This window comes from Bacteroides pyogenes DSM 20611 = JCM 6294 (assembly GCF_000428105.1).
Lineage (GTDB): Bacteria > Bacteroidota > Bacteroidia > Bacteroidales > Bacteroidaceae > Bacteroides > Bacteroides pyogenes.
On sequence record NZ_KE386626.1, the window covers coordinates 12,971 to 31,725 of the forward strand.

9 protein-coding genes are annotated in these 18,755 nt (G+C 49.3%); 8 read left to right on the forward strand and 1 reads right to left on the reverse strand.

The genetic code is table 11. The annotated features are described in order from the left end of the window. Window positions 1–93 precede the first annotated feature (93 nt). From C234_RS0115315 to topA, 3 genes are all read left to right on the forward strand, one after another. A complete protein-coding gene (locus tag C234_RS0115315; protein ID WP_027326476.1) occupies window positions 94–3,105 on the forward strand; it encodes a tetratricopeptide repeat protein in 3,012 nt (1,003 codons plus the stop codon). A gap of 16 nt (window positions 3,106–3,121) precedes the next feature. Continuing rightward, a complete protein-coding gene (locus tag C234_RS0115320; RefSeq protein WP_027326477.1) occupies window positions 3,122–4,858 on the forward strand; it encodes a TonB-dependent receptor in 1,737 nt (578 codons plus the stop codon). Window positions 4,859–5,321: 463 nt separating this feature from the next. Next, complete coding sequence (gene topA / locus C234_RS0115325; RefSeq protein ID WP_027326478.1) at window positions 5,322–7,661, forward strand: type I DNA topoisomerase; 2,340 nt, start codon at window positions 5,322–5,324, stop codon at window positions 7,659–7,661. A 242-nt stretch (window positions 7,662–7,903) separates the two neighbouring features. Here the strand turns inward: topA and C234_RS0115330 are convergent, their stop codons facing one another. Beyond that, on the reverse strand, window positions 7,904–8,380 hold the full coding sequence (locus C234_RS0115330) for a DUF1287 domain-containing protein (RefSeq protein ID WP_034537030.1): 477 nt from the start codon (window positions 8,378–8,380) through the stop codon (window positions 7,904–7,906). A 343-nt stretch (window positions 8,381–8,723) separates the two neighbouring features. Between C234_RS0115330 and C234_RS0115335 the strand changes: the two genes are divergently transcribed. The 5 genes from C234_RS0115335 (at window position 8,724) to C234_RS0115360 (ending at window position 18,750) form a co-directional block, all read left to right on the forward strand. Beyond that, window positions 8,724–9,497: a hypothetical protein gene (locus C234_RS0115335; protein ID WP_027326480.1), complete on the forward strand. Its 774-nt coding sequence runs from the start codon at window positions 8,724–8,726 to the stop codon at window positions 9,495–9,497. A gap of 597 nt (window positions 9,498–10,094) precedes the next feature. Continuing rightward, a complete protein-coding gene (locus C234_RS0115340; RefSeq protein WP_027326481.1) occupies window positions 10,095–14,021 on the forward strand; it encodes a two-component regulator propeller domain-containing protein in 3,927 nt (1,308 codons plus the stop codon). Window positions 14,022–14,185: 164 nt separating this feature from the next. Further along, window positions 14,186–16,225, forward strand: a complete 2,040-nt coding sequence (gene metG / locus C234_RS0115350) for a methionine--tRNA ligase (RefSeq protein ID WP_027326482.1) — start codon at window positions 14,186–14,188, stop codon at window positions 16,223–16,225. Window positions 16,226–16,229: 4 nt separating this feature from the next. Beyond that, window positions 16,230–17,675: a lipopolysaccharide biosynthesis protein gene (locus C234_RS0115355; protein ID WP_027326483.1), complete on the forward strand. Its 1,446-nt coding sequence runs from the start codon at window positions 16,230–16,232 to the stop codon at window positions 17,673–17,675. 73 nt (window positions 17,676–17,748) lie between these two features. Further along, window positions 17,749–18,750 (forward strand): hypothetical protein, encoded by a 1,002-nt coding sequence (locus C234_RS0115360; RefSeq protein WP_027326484.1) that lies wholly within the window; start codon window positions 17,749–17,751, stop codon window positions 18,748–18,750. The last annotated feature ends 5 nt before the right edge of the window (window positions 18,751–18,755 follow it).

Consider the following 18,755-nt stretch of genomic DNA (forward strand, 5'->3'; position numbering starts at 1 on the left):
TTTTGGGTTTTATTAAGTCAGGGAATACTTAATTTACCATCCGGAGTTCTTCCGACGGAAGATCCGGTTTTATTTAGTGCAAACACTTCGATTATGAAAAAAGAAATTATCCGGCTTGTGTGTGCTGCCCTGTTCAGTGTATCTGCAACGGGCTTTGCGCAGACAAACGAAAAGATCACCTCCCCTTATCATTTGTACCAAGAAGGGAAAGCCTTGTTTCACGAGAAACACTATGCCGCCTGTGTGCCGGCATTGAAAGCATTTGTAAAGCAGATGACTTCGGAAGAGTATCGGCAGGATGCCGAATATATGCTGGCGGCAGCGGCTTATGAACTGCAAGACAAAAACCGTATCGGGATTCTCAGGAAATACCTGAACCGTTATCCCGATACGCCACATGCCAACCGCATCTACGGACTGCTCGCTTCGTGCTATTTTTACAACGGAAACTACGATGAGTCGCTGGCGCTTTTCAATGCTACGCGCCTCGAACTCCTACCCGACGAAGAGCGGGGCGAACGCACCTACCAGTTGGCAACGGGGCAGCTGAAAACGGGTAACCTGAAAGAGGCGGCCGTATGGTTCGAAACCTTGCGGAGCACAAGCTTCCGCTATTCGGAAGACGGCAACTACTACCTCTCTTATATCCGCTATACACAAGGAAGATACCGGGAAGCTCTGGACGGATTTCTCGCTCTGCAAAACAACGCCAAGTACAAGGCACTCGCACCTTACTACATCGCAGAGATTTACATCATTCAAAAAGAGTACGACAAAGCGTTGAAGGTGGCGCAGAATTATCTGTCGGCTTATCCCCGAAACGAGCATACCGCCGAGATGCACCGCATTTCGGGCGACGCTTATTATCATCTCGGGCAATACCAACGGGCAACCGAAGCGTTCGGCCTTTACTTAAACCGACATCCGGACACTCCTCGTCGCGACGCGCTTTACCGTTTAGGCATCTCCTACTATCAAACGGGAGTTTACTCGAAAGCGGCGGAAGCGTTGGGCAGAGCGACCGGGACGGATGATGCCCTGACACAGAACGCCAATCTGCATCTGGGGCTTTCGTACCTGCAACTGGCGGAAAAGAACAAAGCCCGCATGGCATTCGAACAGGCGGCGGCATCGGATGCCAACCGGCAAATCAAAGAACAGGCGGCATACAACTACGCGCTGTGTCTGCACGAGACTTCCTACTCCGCTTTCGGAGAGTCGGTGACAGCGTTTGAGAAATTCCTCAACGACTTCCCCACATCTCCGTATGCCGAAAAGGTAAGCGGATACCTGATAGAAGTGTATATGAACACACGCAGCTACGAAGCCGCCTTGAAATCGATCGACCGCATCGCCCGTCCGAGCGCACGCATGCTGGAAGCGAAGCAGAAGATTCTGTTCCAGCTCGGAACGCAGGCGTTTGCCAATGCCGACTTCGAACAAGCTCTCCAGTACCTGAACCGGTCGATTGCTCTCGGACAATATAACCGCCAGACAAAAGCCGACGCTTACTATTGGTGCGGAGAGTCGTATTACCGCCTCAACCGGATGACGGAAGCCGCCCGCGACTTCAACGCCTATCTGCAACTGACCGCGCAAACCGACAGCGAAACGTATGCGCTCACCAATTATAATTTAGGTTATATCGCTTTCCACCGGAAAGCCTACACGGAGGCCAAAGATTATTTCCTGCGGTTCGTCCGGCTGTATAAGGCAAACGACCGAACTGCCCTGGCAGACGCTTACAACCGGCTCGGCGACTGCCACCTGCACGTGCGCCGCTTCGAAGAGGCCAAGCAATACTACTCCCAAGCCGAACAGATGAACACTCCCTCAGGCGATTATTCGTTCTATCAGCTTGCGCTTGTGTCGGGGTTGCAGAAAGATTATGCCGGAAAGGTGACGTTGCTGAACCGCCTCACCGGCAAATATCCTTCTTCTCCGTATGCCGTAAACGCCCTTTACGAGAAAGGCCGCTCGTATGTATGGATGGACAATCAGAACCAAGCTATCCAGTCGTTCAAAGAGTTGCTGGCCAAATATCCCGAAAGCCCGATGAGCCGGAAAGCTGCCGCCGAAATCGGACTGCTGTATTACCAGAAGGGAGATTACAGCCAAGCCATCGATGCTTACAGGCAAGTGGTGGAGAAGTATCCCGGAAGCGAAGAAGCACGAATGGCGATGCGCGATCTGAAATCCATTTATGTCGACCTGAACCGTATCGACGAATTCGCCGCGCTGGCAAATTCGATGCCGGGACACATCCGTTTCGATGCCAACGAACAAGACTCACTGACGTATGCCGCTGCCGAAAAGACATATATGCGCGGCAGACCGGAAGAGGCAAAGAACAGCCTGAACCGATACCTGCAAGCATTTCCCGAAGGGGCTTACAGCCTGAACGCCCATTATTATCTCTGCCGCATCGGACAGGAGCAGAAGAATTACGACATGGTGTTGCTGCATTCGGGCAAACTGCTGGAATACCCGAACAACCCGTTTGCTGAGGAAGCCCTCATAGCGCGTGCGGAAGTACAGTTCAACCAAATGCAGATGGCAGACGCGCTGGCGAGCTACAAGATGCTGAAGGAAAAAGCGAGCACTTCGGAACGCCGCCTGCTTGCCGAGACAGGCATCCTCCGCTGCGGGCATCTGCTGAAAGAGGACGCGGAAACCATTCATGCCGCTACCGCCCTGCTCGCCGAAGCCAAACTTACTCCCGAATTGAAGAGCGAAGCGCTCTATTACCGGGCAAAGGCATACCTGAACCGGCAAGCAGGCAAGAAAGCGACGGACGACTTGAGGGAATTGGCGAAAGACACCCGCAACCGGTATGGCGCGGAGGCCAAATATCTGTTGGCTCAATCGCTTTACGACGCGAAGGAATACGCCGCCGCCGAAAAGGAGCTGCTCGACTACATCGACCAAAGCACGCCCCATGCCTATTGGCTGGCACGGAGTTTCATACTCCTTTCGGATGTGTATGTCGCCACGGGTAAGCCGGTCGACGCGCGCCAATACTTGCTGAGCCTGCAACAGAACTACCGGGGAAATGATGACATCGGGAGAATGATCGAGAGCAGACTGAAGAAACTAACCCATTAAAAGAACCGACACGATGATGAAAAGAACTCTTTATATACTCGGAGGAGCGGCATGTGTCATGCTGCTGCCCCATAGCCTCCGGGCACAGAACGTACAACCGAAGGATACGACCGTGAGCCGCACCGTGGTTGTAGAGCAGGAATACAATCCCGACATACTCGATGCCGCGAAAGTGAACGTGCTTCCCAAAGTGGAAGCGCCGACGGTGGGAAAGAAGAGCGCGGAATACGCCACCACGCTTTTCCCCGCCACTTCCATCCCGGGATTTTCCATGAACCCTTATTCGGGAGAAGAGCTGCAACCGGCTTTCACACCCGGATACATGCGCGCGGGATACGGCAACTATGGCAATCTCGATCTTTTTGCCAACTATCTGTTCCGTCTGTCCGGTAAGGACCGGCTGAATATCGGGCTGCAAGTGGATGGGATGAACGGAGAACTGGACAAGCTGTCTCAGGCGAACCCGGAAAGGAAGAAATGGGATGCCCATTACTACCGTACACGAGCGGGAGCGGATTACACGCACCTGTTCGACAGGTTCGAGCTGAACGCGAACGGTAACTTCGGACTGAGCAATTTCAATTACCAACCGGGGGGCATTCACGGCAAACAAAAATTCACTTCGGGGGATGTGCAGACAGGTATCCGCTTCACCGACGAAACCGCTCCTTTCCGTTTCAACGCCACAGCCGGAGTATTGATGTACGAACGCCGGCAAAACGGACCGAAACAGCCGGGGAATGAAGACTATGCCATCAAAGAAACCATCCTGCGCTTTGCGGGAGGTGTGACGGGGATGATAGGCGACCGACGGAACATCGGTATCGGTTTCGAGCTGAACAACTTTCGGTACGGAGGATACACGAAAGATCCGCACACGCAGGAAACATTGCTGAAAGGGTATACCGCCCTTCAACTAAACCCGTCATACGAGTTGGATACGGATGACTGGCGACTGCACCTGGGCGCGAAGGTCGATCTCTCTTTCGGTTTCGGAAGCTCGTACCGCATCGCTCCTGACGTAGATATACAATACGTGTTTGCCGACAGCTACGTACTGTACGCACGGGCAACGGGCGGACAGCGGATCAATGATTTCCGCCGAATGGAGCAGATCAACCCGTACAGCGAACTCCCGGTATCGATGGAAGCAGCGGGCGAACCGCGCATCGCCCAGCTTCGGGGCACTCATGAGCAGGTGAACGGATCATTAGGATTCAAAGCCGGTCCCTATCCCGGACTATGGTTCCATGTGTACGGCGGTTACCAACGGCTGAAGGACGAAATCTTCACCGAATCCGTCACCATCCCTACCGGTGCGGAAGAGGCTTCTTTCTTCCATTTCGGACAGGCCGACGCCAACAACTTCTATGCCGGCGGAGAGGCGACATACGAATACAAAGACCTGTTTGCCGTATCGGCACGATATACCTACCGCAACTGGAAATGCCGGGCGAACGAGCACCTTTTGGCTGTGAAACCTGCCGGAGAACTATCTTTCAATACGCTGTTACGCCCCATTGCCAACCTCACCCTGAAGCTGGGCTATACCCACATCGGGCGCAAAGAGGTGAAGAGTTATATGAAGATGCAGGCGGTGAACGACCTCCATGCTGGAGCCGACTACAACCTGTTCAAAGGCATCAGCGCTTATGCCCGCGTGCACAACCTGCTGAACAAGAAATACCAGTATTATCCGGGCTATTCCGCCGAAGGGTTGAACGTTCTGGGAGGATTGAGCTTCCGCTTTTAAGCACAGGGGTTTCCACAGTCGACAAGAAGTCACTTGATGCGCGCGCAAAACCGAAGAAAGATGAACCGGAATATTGATTCCGCAACAACGATATACAAGCGCTCCGGTAAACATATATAGTCAGCGCGGTAGGCATATATACTCATGTATGGTAGATATATATGGCTACCCCGGTGAGTATATATGGCCACCACGGTAGATATATATGGCTACCGAGGTGAATATATATGAACGGTTCGGCAAGCAGATAAACCGGCATGACAGGTCTTATTGCGACCCTCTTATACAGCTCCGCCCCCCGAAAAAGCTTTTCGCAAGAAGTGTTTTTGGAATAAAAACAGTTCAAAAGAGACTTTTTTTATAAAAAAAGCAGTTTCTCCGCTTATTTATTAAGGTAAGAAAATCTTTTTTCCTACTTTTGCAGCCGATTATTGCAATACAAGCTATTATAAAAGAAAGAATTATGCAGAAAAACCTTGTCATTGTCGAATCTCCGGCGAAAGCCAAAACGATTGAAAAGTTTCTTGGAAAAGACTTTAAGGTCCTTTCCAGCTACGGACATATACGCGATTTGAAGAAAAAAGAATTCAGTATTGACGTAAAAAAGAACTTTAAACCGACTTATGAAGTTCCGGAGGACAAAAAGGATTTGGTAGACACGCTGAAAGCAGAAGCCAAGAAGGCAGAAACCGTATGGCTCGCATCCGATGAGGACCGCGAAGGAGAAGCGATTTCGTGGCATCTGTACGAAGTGCTGAAACTAAAATCGAAAAACACCAAACGAATCGTCTTTCATGAAATTACCAAAGCAGCTATTCTCAAAGCTATCGAGCAGCCGCGCGATATCGACCTCAACCTGGTGAATGCCCAACAGGCAAGACGCATATTAGACCGCATCGTAGGTTTCGAGCTCTCGCCCGTGTTGTGGAAAAAGGTGCGCCCCTCGCTGTCGGCAGGTCGTGTACAGTCGGTAGCTGTCCGCCTGATTGTGGAACGTGAACGCGAGATACAGAACTTCAAAGCGGAAGCCTCTTATCGCGTCACAGCCATTTTCCTCGTACCCGATACCGACGGCAAAACGGTAGAAATGAAAGCCGAACTGGCACGCCGCATCAAGACAAAACAGGAAGCCAAAGCTTTTCTCGAAGCATGCCGGGGAGCGACATTCTCCATCGAAGACATATCCACCCGCCCTGTAAAGAAAACGCCTCCGGCGCCGTTCACAACTTCTACCCTGCAGCAAGAAGCGGCCCGCAAACTGGGATATACGGTGGCGCAGACCATGTCCATCGCCCAACGGCTTTACGAGTCGGGATTGATTACCTACATGCGTACCGACTCTGTGAACCTGTCGGAATATGCCATAGCAGCAAGCAAAGAAGCCATCGCCCGGATGATGGGAGAGGAATATGTGCACACGCGCCATTTCCAGACCAAAACCAAAGGAGCGCAAGAAGCTCACGAAGCCATCCGCCCCACATACATGGAAAATCAGACCATCGAAGGTAAGTCGCAGGAAAAGAAACTCTACAACCTGATCTGGAAACGCACCATCGCTTCGCAAATGGCGGACGCGGAACTGCAGAAGACTACCGCTACCATAGCCATCAGCAACAATAGCGATGTGTTTACGGCTACCGGAGAAGTGATTAAGTTCGACGGATTCCTCCGTGTATACCGCGAATCGCATGACGACGATAACGAGCAGGAAGACGAAAGCCGCCTGCTGCCGCCATTGAAGAAGGGACAATCTCTTGAGGCGGGTCCCATCGTTGCGACGGAGCGTTTCACCCAACGCCCGGCACGATATACCGAAGCAAGCCTTGTACGCAAGCTCGAAGAACTGGGCATCGGCCGTCCGTCTACCTATGCTCCTACCATCTCCACCATTCAGCAACGCCAATATGTGGAGAAAGGAAACAAAGAAGGCGAACAACGCAAATTCTATGTGCTCACCCTCAAAGACGACCGGGTGAAAGAAACCAGCCATACGGAAACCACCGGCACGGAAAAGGGGAAACTCTTCCCCACAGATACCGGAACAGTAGTGAACGACTTCCTGACAGAGTTTTTTCCGGATATACTCGATTACAATTTTACCGCTACCGTAGAAAAAGAATTCGATGAGATAGCCGAAGGCGAAGTGAAATGGACTTCCATTCTCAAGAACTTCTACACTCAATTCCACCCTTCGGTAGAAAAGACACTGGCCATAAAGACAACGCATAAAATAGGCGAACGCATCTTGGGCAAAGACCCTGAAACCGGCAAAACGGTGTCGGTGAAAATCGGACGTTTCGGACCAATGGTGCAGATAGGAACTGCGGAAGATAAGGAGAAGCCCCGCTTTGCTCAGATAAAGAAAGGGCAGTCGATAGAAACCATTACGCTGGAAGAAGCGTTGGAATTGCTCCGGCTACCTCGTCACTTGGGAGAATACGAAGGAAAGAAGGTCACTGTCGGTGTCGGTCGCTTCGGCCCTTACGTGCTTCACAACAAAGTATATGTCTCGCTGCCCAAAACGATCGACCCTATGGAAGTAACCCTGGAAGAAGCCGAACGGCTCATTCTGGAAAAACGCGCCAAGGAAGCCGCGCGGCACATCAAAAAGTTCAGTGAAGAACCCGAACTGGAAATCCTGAACGGACGATACGGGCCTTATATTGCTTATCAGGGGAAAAACTACAAAATCCCGAAAGAATTCGTTCCCAAAGAGATGACATTGGAAGCTTGCATGGAACTGATCAAACAGCAAAACGAAAAGGCGTCTGCTCCTCCACGACCGAAACAGGCCGCTCAATAAGGATAAGAGAATCCCCTTGTTCTATCACTGTTTTACTGTAAACTTGCAACGCTCATTCGCGTCGGGACAGTAGAGTAGTGATAAAACAAGGGGATTCTTCATGTGTTTTCCCCAACGAGAAAGTTGATTTTCACCTTATTAGCAATAACGGTCGAGCTATTCTTCACGTATCTTCCCTGATGCGAAAGCCATAATTATCCCCTCCTGCAAACAAGGTTTGTGAACATGGATATTTTTTCCATCTATCCTCCTCCGAGATGTGCTCTTTCTTTCCCATACCGGTAGTGTCCCGTTATTTTAAACCGGAACAGACAGTCTTCCAACACCTGTCCCGCACCGATATTATGAACAATCAGGAAGCGCCTCCCGTCTCTCGACTTCTTATTCACCACCAGCCCGATATGCGTCATCCCGTTATCGAGCACCCATGTCACAATATCTCCCGGCCGATAATTCGCTTTCATATCTTCATGTACTTCTTTTTGCAAATCAATGCCGAGTTTACGGTAAGCGCGAATCACGACATCGGTACATACGCCTCTGCCGGCAGGCACATCTCCATTCGGATAGTCGATCCGCACATAAGCCGGATCATAAACCACACGTTCCTTCGTAAGCAGAAGCGCTGCATCGGAGAGCTTCTCTCCGAAAGTCATCTGCTGTCCGAATGCCGTGAGAGAACCCAAACAGATAAAAATTACGACTATAAAACGCCTCATACCCATAATCATAATGCTGTACTATTCAAATATTTATATCTGCAAACATAATCTTTCCGGCCATACTTCCTGCGAAATTCTCCTTTTTTAACTTTCAACGCTGTGTCCGCTCATCCTGAGCTTTCTACTTTTAGAACTTACAGATACGCCTCCCTTGAAAAATATCTTATTCCGGACTGACACCTTGATTCTCTCTCAAAACGCTTCTTTATTTTCATAAAAAACGTATAAACATTGGTTTTTTATGAAAATACATTTAAAAGAAAAGCTTACTATAAAAGCACAAGAAATAAATAAGTTACATTTGCAACGAAATTAAAGTATAATAAATTAAGAAAAAAGAATGAAGAATTTAAAGATGATTTATGTAGGTGCTTTTACTTTTTTGGCACTTAGTCTGAATGTAATGTTATCCTCCTGCGGAAAAGATGGAGTAGGAATCGATGAAAAAGAATTGAACAAAAAAGTTGAAACGGAAAGACCTCAGAAGGTAGAACAAAAACAAGAAGAATCTACAGAAAACAATAAAGACAACCGGAATGAGTGGAGGACGCTCTATCCCAACATTGCACCGTTTATCGACCATTCACAGGAATCACAGCATAACCTGCTATCAACAGAAGCAATCAATAAAGAAGAATTGCTTAAGGTAATCCAAGAATGGGAAAACTTGAATGAGGAAATGAAGAAGCTTCAGCGACCGCTACCCCTTTTTCCCGAATATTCGGTGCAAATCAAACGTTGGATCGCAATTTCCATAGAATATTCGAAAAAAGAATATAGTGCCCAATATGAGATATCGGAAGCCTCTTCCATCGCAAGCTCATATAAAGATTTTCACGATGCTGTCGTATATGCAAAAATCAATTTCTTATTTGTAAAAGCTCATCAAATCAAGCAAACATTGGCAGAATCTCATCCCGGTTTATCGACTTTGGCACAAAACTTTATCGGGAAAATTAAGAATATCGGATATATATATGTGCAACATGAAGGAACCCAATTTGTGAAAGAAAAAAAAGAAGAGGAATTAGTAACCTTGTTCAACGAATCCTTTGCAAAGCCTTATAACCGGATGATCGAACAAGTAAAAGCCGGACTGGATAAGAAGCAATAAGTTCCTGCCGTTATGGGTAGGAGCCAAAAGAGAAGAGCTCACAGATTGAACAACGAGCAATGAGTTCCTGCCGGCGTATATGAGAGAATGATTGGGCGAAATTTTCTGAAAGAGGATTCTAAAAGAAAGTAACTCTTGCTTTCACAATTACTGTGAAGCTATAAAACTCTCGGAAGCAGGCTTTCCGGAAATCCGGAGCTTTTGGAAAAGCTTTCCATAGTACCGTTCAATCAGTATCTACAACCTTATCACAAACGCGGGTTAACATGCATGTATACAAATAGAAACTTTCTGTATACACGCACGTTAACCCGCGTTCGGCATAATAAAGAATGATTCTTGATTTGCCGGATGCACTATCTTTTCAGACCGGTAATAGGTTTAAAAACAAAAAACTTTCTTATTTTTGTATGAATCATTGCCAAAGAGTCAACCGACAGTTCGGAATCGAATCGCGTTATTCTCCCGACTCTCCAGCTTGATAGACCCGCAGTTGGAGAAATCATGGGATGGTTCATTGCTTGTTTAATGACAAAAGCCGATAACCGGTATGGCCTGTTCTACAGCTTCAGAATTCTTATGCCCTATAAACAAAATATGAATAGTTTAATACTTAAAATACTTTCTCTTTTTCTGTTGCTTGGCGGAAGCGCAGGGATACTCCGGGCACAACCTCCTTACTACTATTACAAACAGCTCGGTATAGGTGAAGGCCTTTCGCAATCGAGAGTACAATGCATACTGAACGACCACAGGGGCTATCTATGGGTCGGCACGGAGTCGGGGCTGAACTGCTACGACCGCGACCATCTGAAGCAATACCTTCATCAGCCGGGAAACGAGAAAACCCTTCCGGCCAATAACATATTCTTCATCGCAGAAGACTCTCTCTACAACCTTTGGGTAGGCACAACCACGGGAATCTGTCTGTACGACAGGGAGAATGACTGCTTTAAGACCTTGCGGAACAACGGCAAGCCCGTTTTTGTCGCCTCCTGCCTCCGGGTAGAAAGCGGAATGCTACTGGCAGGGTCGGGAGCTATCTACAAGTATGCCTACGACAACAAAGAGCTCGAAGCTTTATACTATGCCGACGATCCGGCTTTCTATACCCCTTTTTGGCAGATGGAGCGTTGCAACAACGAGCAAGTACTGCTCAATTCGCGCTGGCACGGCATTTATTCGTTCAACCTGAAAACTCATGAGCTTAAAAAAATCGACTCCTTTACGGAAAAGAATTACACCTGCATGTACCTCGACTCGCGGAAAAGACTTTGGATAAGCTCTTATGGCAACGGACTGTATTGTTACGAAAACAACAAATTGCTGAAACACTTTACCACATCGAACTCTCCGCTGACGTATGATGTGATACACGATATCACGGAAAGGGAAAATCAACTCTGGGTGGCGACAGACGGCGGGGGAATCAATATAATCTCTACCGACGACTTCTCATTCACCCATATCCGCCGGATGCAGGACGACGTGCATTCATTCCCCGCAAACACCATTTACCGCCTTTACTCAGACCCGGCGAACAATATGTGGGCAGGTAGCATCCGGCACGGACTCATCGGTATAAAGAACGTATATGCACGCTCCTTCCGGAACGTACCTTTCGGCAATCTGTACGGACTGAGCAACCAGACCATCAACAGTTTTTTTCAAGATGAGGAAGGGATGATCTGGATCGGAACGGATGGCGGCGGCATCAACCGTTTCGATCCGGTAACAGAAACATTCAGGCACTACCCTGCCACACAACACGAAAAAGTTGTCTCCATCGTAGCTTATACGCCCGACGAGCTACTGTTCTTTTCTTTCAACAGAGGGCTTTTCGTTTTCAACAAACACACCGGGCAGATGCGTCCTTTCATGCTGATGGACAAAGAGATGAACGATAAAACCTGTATCAACGGCTTTTCCGTGAACATTCAAAGAATAGCGGAGCATAAGATTCTCTTCAGCGCCCAGCACATCTTCGTGTACGACACCCGGACCCGGAAGTTCGACATCGTAGCCAGTATGAGAAAGGACTATGAAAGAAACTCACCATTGGTTATCAAGACTGTCGGAACCCAAACATACCTTTCCGATTTAAAGAATATTTGTGTGTACGACTCTTCGGATAAGAGTTTCCAAACAATTTATCGGGGAGAACACATCATCAACGACGCATGTATGGACAGCAACGAAATCTTTTGGCTGGCTTCTGCCGAAGGGTTGGTACGCTACAATCCTCAAACAGGAAAAAGCGAGTTGATACAAACCGGCTTGTTTCAGGAAGCCACTTCGGTGGTGGCCGACAGTCGGAACCGGATATGGATCGGAACAAGACGCCATTTGTATGTCTACTCTTCGCTTACCCATAATTTCGTCAAGCTGGACGAGGTAGACGGGGTGTTGCCGAACGAATACATTTTCCACGCAACCCTTCCGGCTAAGAATGGGGACATCTTTATGGGAGGCACTACGGGCATGACGGTGATAAACGCCTCCGTTCACTTCGACGCCGATGCCGGGCATGCGATAGAACTGCTGGATGTGCTCTTAAACGGCTTGCCGGTATCGGTTGGTGAGGAATCCGGCAAGACTTCCGGAACCATAGAAATTCCCTGGAACTTTTCTTCTTTACAGCTGAAGGTGTTGCTGAAAGAAGATGATGTGTTCCGCAAGAACATCTTCCGCTTCAGTATCGACGGGCTCGATCCGGGCTTGCCGATATCCGGGTCCAACTCTCTGGTCATCAACCACCTTCCCATAGGAGAGTATGCCATAAACGCCTCCTATTATACACGAAGCGGCGAATGGAGTCCGAAACAGCAGGTTCTCTATCTCATCGTTACCCCTCCCTGGTGGAAGACAGGATGGTTTTATGCAGCGTTAATCTTGCTGACCGCCCTGCTGGTCTACGGCACCGCGTATTTCTTCTACCGAAAGAAAAGAGCCCGGCAAAAACAAGAAATCATTCGGCTGAAAAACAAAATGTATGAAGAGAAAATCAATTTCCTCACGAACATCAGTCACGAACTTCGCACTCCTCTCACTCTGATTTGCGCACCCTTGAAGCGAATCATCGACCGGGAGCCGGAAAATAAGAGCATGGAGAATCAGCTGGTCCCTATCTACAAACAAGCCCGGCAGATGAAGAATATCATAGATATGGTACTGGACGTAAGAAAACTGGAAGAAGGAAAGGATGTATTGCATATCCTGCCTCACCTTCTGAACGAATGGGTACGGTCGGTCGGCGATAAATTCGCTCTTGAATACGAAGTAAAAGGCATCAAGCTGGTTTATGAGTTGGACGAGCGGATAGGTAAAGTTCCTTTTGATAAAAACAAGTGTGAGTTCGTTCTTTCCAACTTCCTGATGAATGCGCTGAAGTTCAGTGATTCAGGCAGCACTACCACGTTGGTTACCGCTCTTTCGCAAGAGGGAGACCGGGTACGGGTTTCCGTAAAAGACGAAGGAATGGGACTGAATATGGTAAATACGGACTCTTTATTTTCCAGCTTCTATCAAGGGGAACATGACAAGGGTGGCAGCGGCATCGGATTGTCGTATGCAAAAAGTCTCATAACCCACCACAGAGGACATATAGGCGCGTTGAACGCTCCCGGAAGAGGCGCCGTGTTTTACTTCGAACTGCCCGTCGTAACCAATGCGGGCGAAGCGGCAATCAACGCTTTTGCGGAAACACCGGCGGAGGTCGAAACGAAAGAGTCATACGACATAGACCTTGCCTTTTTACGAAAATTCGCCGTATTGGTGGTCGAAGATACCGCTGAATTACGAGGTTATCTGAAGGATACGCTGAGCGATTACTTCGACCGTGTATATACCGCAAAAGACGGTAAAGACGGACTGGAACAAATCAAAGAGCGATTGCCGGATATCATTATCAGCGATGTAATGATGCCCCGCATGAACGGCTTCGAGCTCTGCCGGCAAGTGAAGACGGACCTCGACATCAGCCATATCCCTTTTATCTTATTGACAGCTTACCATGATTCGCAAAACATGTATACCGGCTACAAAACAGGAGCCGACGCTTTTTTGCCGAAACCTTTCGAGGCAGACGGTTTATTGGCCTTGATCAACAATCTGCTAAAACAGCGCGAACAAGTCAGGAAAAGATATAAAGAGAACAACCTGCTCACACATAAAGAGATGAGCTTCAGCAATGCGGATGAGAGCTTTCTTTTGAAGCTCGACACCCTTATAGCAGAACACATGAGCGACCCGAAGCTCGACGTCGCCTTTCTGGCTGCCAACATGTGTGTCAGCCGTTCTCTGCTGTTCAACAAAGTCAAGGCCATCACGGGAATGGGCATCGTGGATTATGTGAACAAGCAGCGCATTGAAAAATCAATCGTGCTGCTCACAACAACCTCGATGAATATTACCGAAATATCGGAAATGACGGGATTCTCGTCCTTGCGCTATTTCAGCAAGGTTTTTAAATCGATGAAAGGAGAAACGCCCTCCGCATACAGGAAACAAGACAAAAAGGAATAATGAGAAAAGGCTTCGAACGGCAAGAGACGCATCCGGTGCGCAAACGACGAAGCAGCAAGAGCCGGGAAATGGCGGAAAGTATGCACAGATTTGTGTTTCAACCGAAAAAAGTCGTTATCTTTGCATGTTTGTAACTCGGAAACAACAAAATACACACTCAATAAATGGAAAAGCAATTCAAAAGAACCACCGTGACATCGGCGCTTCCGTATGCCAACGGTCCCGTTCACATCGGTCATCTGGCCGGTGTATATGTACCCGCGGATATCTATGTACGCTATCTGCGCCTGAAGAAAGAAGACGTGTTGTTCATCGGCGGATCGGACGAGCACGGAGTGCCCATCACCATCCGTGCCAAGAAAGAAGGAGTCACGCCGCAAGATGTGGTAGACCGCTATCACACGCTCATCAAGAAATCGTTCGAAGAGTTCGGAATTTCGTTCGATGTATACAGCCGTACTACCTCGCCGACTCATCACCGGCTGGCTTCGGATTTTTTCAAAACATTGTACGAGAAAGGCGAATTCGTTGAAAAAACATCGGAACAGTACTACGACGAAGAGGCGGGTCAATTTCTTGCCGACCGCTACATCATCGGCGAATGCCCGCACTGCCACTCGGAAGGAGCCTACGGAGACCAATGCGAAAAGTGCGGAACTTCTCTCTCGCCTACCGATCTGATCAACCCCAAAAGCGCCATCAGCGGAAGCAAACCGGTGATGAAAGAGACCAAACACTGGTATCTCCCGCTCGACAAGCACGAAGGATGGCTCCGCCAATGGATACTGGAAGGCCATAAAGAATGGCGTCCCAACGTATACGGACAATGCAAGAGCTGGCTCGACATGGGCTTGCAACCGCGTGCCGTGAGCCGCGACCTCGACTGGGGGATTCCTGTTCCCGTAGAAGGCGCCGAGGGGAAAGTGTTGTATGTATGGTTCGACGCGCCTATCGGATACATCTCGAATACGAAGGAGCTGCTTCCCGACAGTTGGGAGACTTGGTGGAAAGACCCTGAAACACGCCTCGTTCACTTCATCGGCAAAGACAATATCGTGTTTCACTGCATCGTGTTCCCTGCCATGCTGAAAGCCGAAGGAAGCTACATTCTGCCGGACAATGTGCCCGGCAACGAGTTCTTGAATCTGGAGGGCGACAAGATCTCCACCTCACGCAACTGGGCTGTATGGCTGCACGAGTATCTGACCGACTTCCCCGGCAAGCAGGATGTGCTTCGCTATGTGCTCACAGCCAACGCTCCGGAAACAAAGGATAATGATTTTACGTGGAAGGACTTTCAGGCCCGCAACAACAACGAGTTGGTGGCGGTATACGGCAACTTCGTCAACCGTGCCATGGTGTTGACGCAGAAATATTTCAACGGATGTGTGCCGGTCTGCAGCGAACTGACGGAGTACGACCGGGAAACACTGAAAGAGTTTGCCGACGTAAAAGCCGAAGTGGAGAAACTGCTCGATGTATTCAAGTTCCGCGACGCACAGAAAGAGGCCATGAATCTGGCACGTATCGGAAACAAATACCTTGCCGATACCGAACCGTGGAAGTTGGCCAAAACAGATATGGAGCGTGTGGGCACCATCCTCAACATCTCTCTGCAGTTGGTTGCCAACCTTGCCATCGCTTTCGAACCATTCTTGCCTTTCAGCTCGGAAAGACTTCGCAAAATGCTGAATATGGACAATTTCGAATGGGGCGAACTCGGACGAAGCGACCTGCTTCCGATGGGACATCAGCTGAACAAGCCGGAACTCCTGTTCGAAAAGATCGAAGACGCCACTATCGAAGCGCAAGTGCAAAAACTGCTCGATACCAAAAAAGCCAACGATGAAGCCAACCATAAAGCAAACCCCGTAAGGGCAAACATCGAGTTCGATGATTTCCTGAAGCTGGATATCCGCGTGGGAACAGTGCTCGAATGCCAAAAAGTGCCGAAGGCGGACAAGCTACTTCAATTCAAGATAGACGACGGGCTGGAGACGCGCACCATTGTTTCGGGCATCGCCAAATATTACGCTCCGGAAGAGCTGACAGGCAAGCAGGTTTGCTTCATCGCCAACTTGCCGCCGCGCAAACTGAAAGGTATTGTCAGCGAAGGAATGATTCTGAGCGCCGAAAATCACGACGGCAGCCTGGCCGTTATCATGCCGGGAAAGGAGGTAAAGCCGGGCAGTGAAGTAAAATAACGAAATGACGGAACAGTCACTGAAACAAAAAACAGCCAGAGGACTCTTCTGGGGAGGATTCAGCAACGGCGTTCAGCAATTGCTGAATCTTCTCTTCGGTATTGTTCTTGCCCGCCTGCTGGACGATACCGACTACGGAATGATCGGCGTGCTTGCCATCTTTATGGCTGTGGCAAACACGCTTCAGGAAAGCGGATTCACCGCCGCCCTCGCCAATAAGCGAAACATTACCCACGAAGATTACAACGCTGTCTTTTGGTTCAGCCTGCTCATGGGAACAGGGATGTACATCGTGCTGTTCTTCTCCGCTCCGCTGATAGCCCGCTTCTTCAAAGCCCCCGAACTGGTTCCGCTTTCCCGCTACCTGTTTCTGGGTTTTGTTTTTTCAAGTTCCGCCACAGCGCACAGCGCCTACTTATTCCGGAATCTGATGGTGAAGCAGAAAGCCATCTCACAGATTCCTTCCCTCATCCTGTCGGGAACGGTCGGCATCCTGATGGCATACCACGGAATGTCTTATTGGGGCATCGCCACACAAAGCCTCGTCTATATCGGAACCATCAATCTTTGCTTCTGGTACTTCTCTCCGTGGAGGCCAACTTTCAAAATAAACTTCCGCCCGATTAAAGAGATGTTCGGATTCAGCAGCAAGATTCTTGTGACGAACATCTTCCTTCAAATCAACAACAACCTGCTTTCCACCATATTGGGACGCTTCTATTCGAAAGCGGAAGTGGGAATCTACACTCAGTCGAACAAATGGACAGCCATGGGGTTCTCACTGATCGGAGGCATGGTAAACAGCGTCGCGCAACCCGTACTCGCTGAAGTATCCAACGACAACGAGCGGCAGCAGAACGTGCTGCGGAAGATGTTGCGCTTTACCGCGTTCCTGTCTTTTCCCGCCATGTTCGGACTGGCGCTGATTTCGGAAGAGTTCATCATCATTACCATCACCGAGAAATGGGCTGCCTGTATTCCCGTTCTTCAAGCGCTTTGTTTGTGGGGCGCATTCGTTCCCGTCACCAACCTCTATTCGAATCTGATCCTCAGCAAAGGGAAATCCGATATTTACATGTGGAATACCATCGCGCTGAGCCTGCTTCAGTTAGGCGTGATGCTTGCCGCCCACCCCTACGGCCTTCAAACAATGATTCTCTTGTTTGTGCTCATCAATGTGGGATGGCTGGGCGTCTGGCAATATTTCGTATGGAAACTCACCGGGCTCAGCGTATGGAAAGCGATGAAAGACATTCTTCCGTTCGCGCTGATTGCCGCCGCCACGATGATTGCCACCTATTATATCACGATGTCCATCGGCAACAGATACCTGATGCTGGGAGCTAAAATACTGACGGCGGCCGCCATCTACACATTCGCCATGTGGATAAGCCATGCAGCCATCTTCAGAGAGGTAATAGCCTACATCCGCCGGAAAAGCCCGGTATAAATAAACGAACCGGAACGATCCGATCGAGCTCCGGTTCCATTCAATCAATCAGTAAAAGAAGAAAGGAAAAGCCATGCCAACCGTTCAGAACTACATCGCCACCTGGTTTTACAAAGAATCGAAAGAGGAAGCCAGTTTCTATCCGCAAGCCGGAAAAACCGGAGATTCGGAGCTGGTGCATTCCATCTACATGCAGATACAGGTCCCGTTCTTTACCACGTTCAGACATTACAACCCGGACGCGAAGCTGCTGTTCTTCACCAACGTAGAGCAGTTGCCTCATTATCTGGACGAACTGTTTGCCGGGCTCGATGTCGAAATCGTTCGCCTTCCTTACCGGTGCATTCCCCCCAAAGGATGGTACAAAGCATGGAGAAACCAGTTTTACCTGTACGATATATGGCAATATATGGGCGGGCGGATGCAGGCGGCCGACAACCTGCTGATATGCGATGCCGATTGTCTGTGCACCACCTCACTGACGCCTTTGTTTGAAGAAGCCTCCGCCTGCGGAAGCGCACTGTACGAGTTTACAACCGATGCCGGGACCATGGTGAACGGCATCACGCTGAAAGAGATGAACGAGCTTTACGAAGCCTGCTACGGCGAGAAGCCCTCGACTCCGCTGTACTATTACGGCGGAGAGTTCATCGTTCTTCGCGGCGACAAGGTGAAAGCGGTGAATGAAGCTTACCGCCCGCTTTGGGAATACAACCTGCAACTCTTTGCCGATGCACGCCCGAAGCTGAATGAAGAGGCTTTGTTCTTCAGCGTATTGGCGGAGCGCCTGCACATCCGCAACGATATTGCCAACCGGTATACCAAACGTATGTGGACTTCCCCCCGATTCAACAATGTGAAAGAGGGCGACGAATCGCTTGCCGTATGGCATCTGCCTTACGAGAAGAAGCGAGGGCTGTATTATCTTTACCGGCTCTTGCGCAAGCAACCTTTCATTGCCGACGAAAAAGCCTTTTGGAAAAAGGCCGCTTTCTACACCGGCATTCCGAGAATCAGCGCGCGAAAGAAGCTGAAAGACCTGCAAACCGCTCTGTGGCAAAAAATAAGGTTCTAACAACG

Coding starts and splice junctions, on each gene's coding strand:
- C234_RS0115315 (WP_027326476.1), top strand. CDS start 94: ATGAAAAAAGAAATTATCCGGCTTGTGTGTGCTGCCCTGTTCAGTGTA.
- C234_RS0115320 (WP_027326477.1), top strand. CDS start 3,122: ATGAAAAGAACTCTTTATATACTCGGAGGAGCGGCATGTGTCATGCTG.
- topA (WP_027326478.1), top strand. CDS start 5,322: ATGCAGAAAAACCTTGTCATTGTCGAATCTCCGGCGAAAGCCAAAACG.
- C234_RS0115330 (WP_034537030.1), bottom strand. CDS start 8,380: ATGAGGCGTTTTATAGTCGTAATTTTTATCTGTTTGGGTTCTCTCACG.
- C234_RS0115335 (WP_027326480.1), top strand. CDS start 8,724: ATGAAGAATTTAAAGATGATTTATGTAGGTGCTTTTACTTTTTTGGCA.
- C234_RS0115340 (WP_027326481.1), top strand. CDS start 10,095: ATGAATAGTTTAATACTTAAAATACTTTCTCTTTTTCTGTTGCTTGGC.
- metG (WP_027326482.1), top strand. CDS start 14,186: ATGGAAAAGCAATTCAAAAGAACCACCGTGACATCGGCGCTTCCGTAT.
- C234_RS0115355 (WP_027326483.1), top strand. CDS start 16,230: ATGACGGAACAGTCACTGAAACAAAAAACAGCCAGAGGACTCTTCTGG.
- C234_RS0115360 (WP_027326484.1), top strand. CDS start 17,749: ATGCCAACCGTTCAGAACTACATCGCCACCTGGTTTTACAAAGAATCG.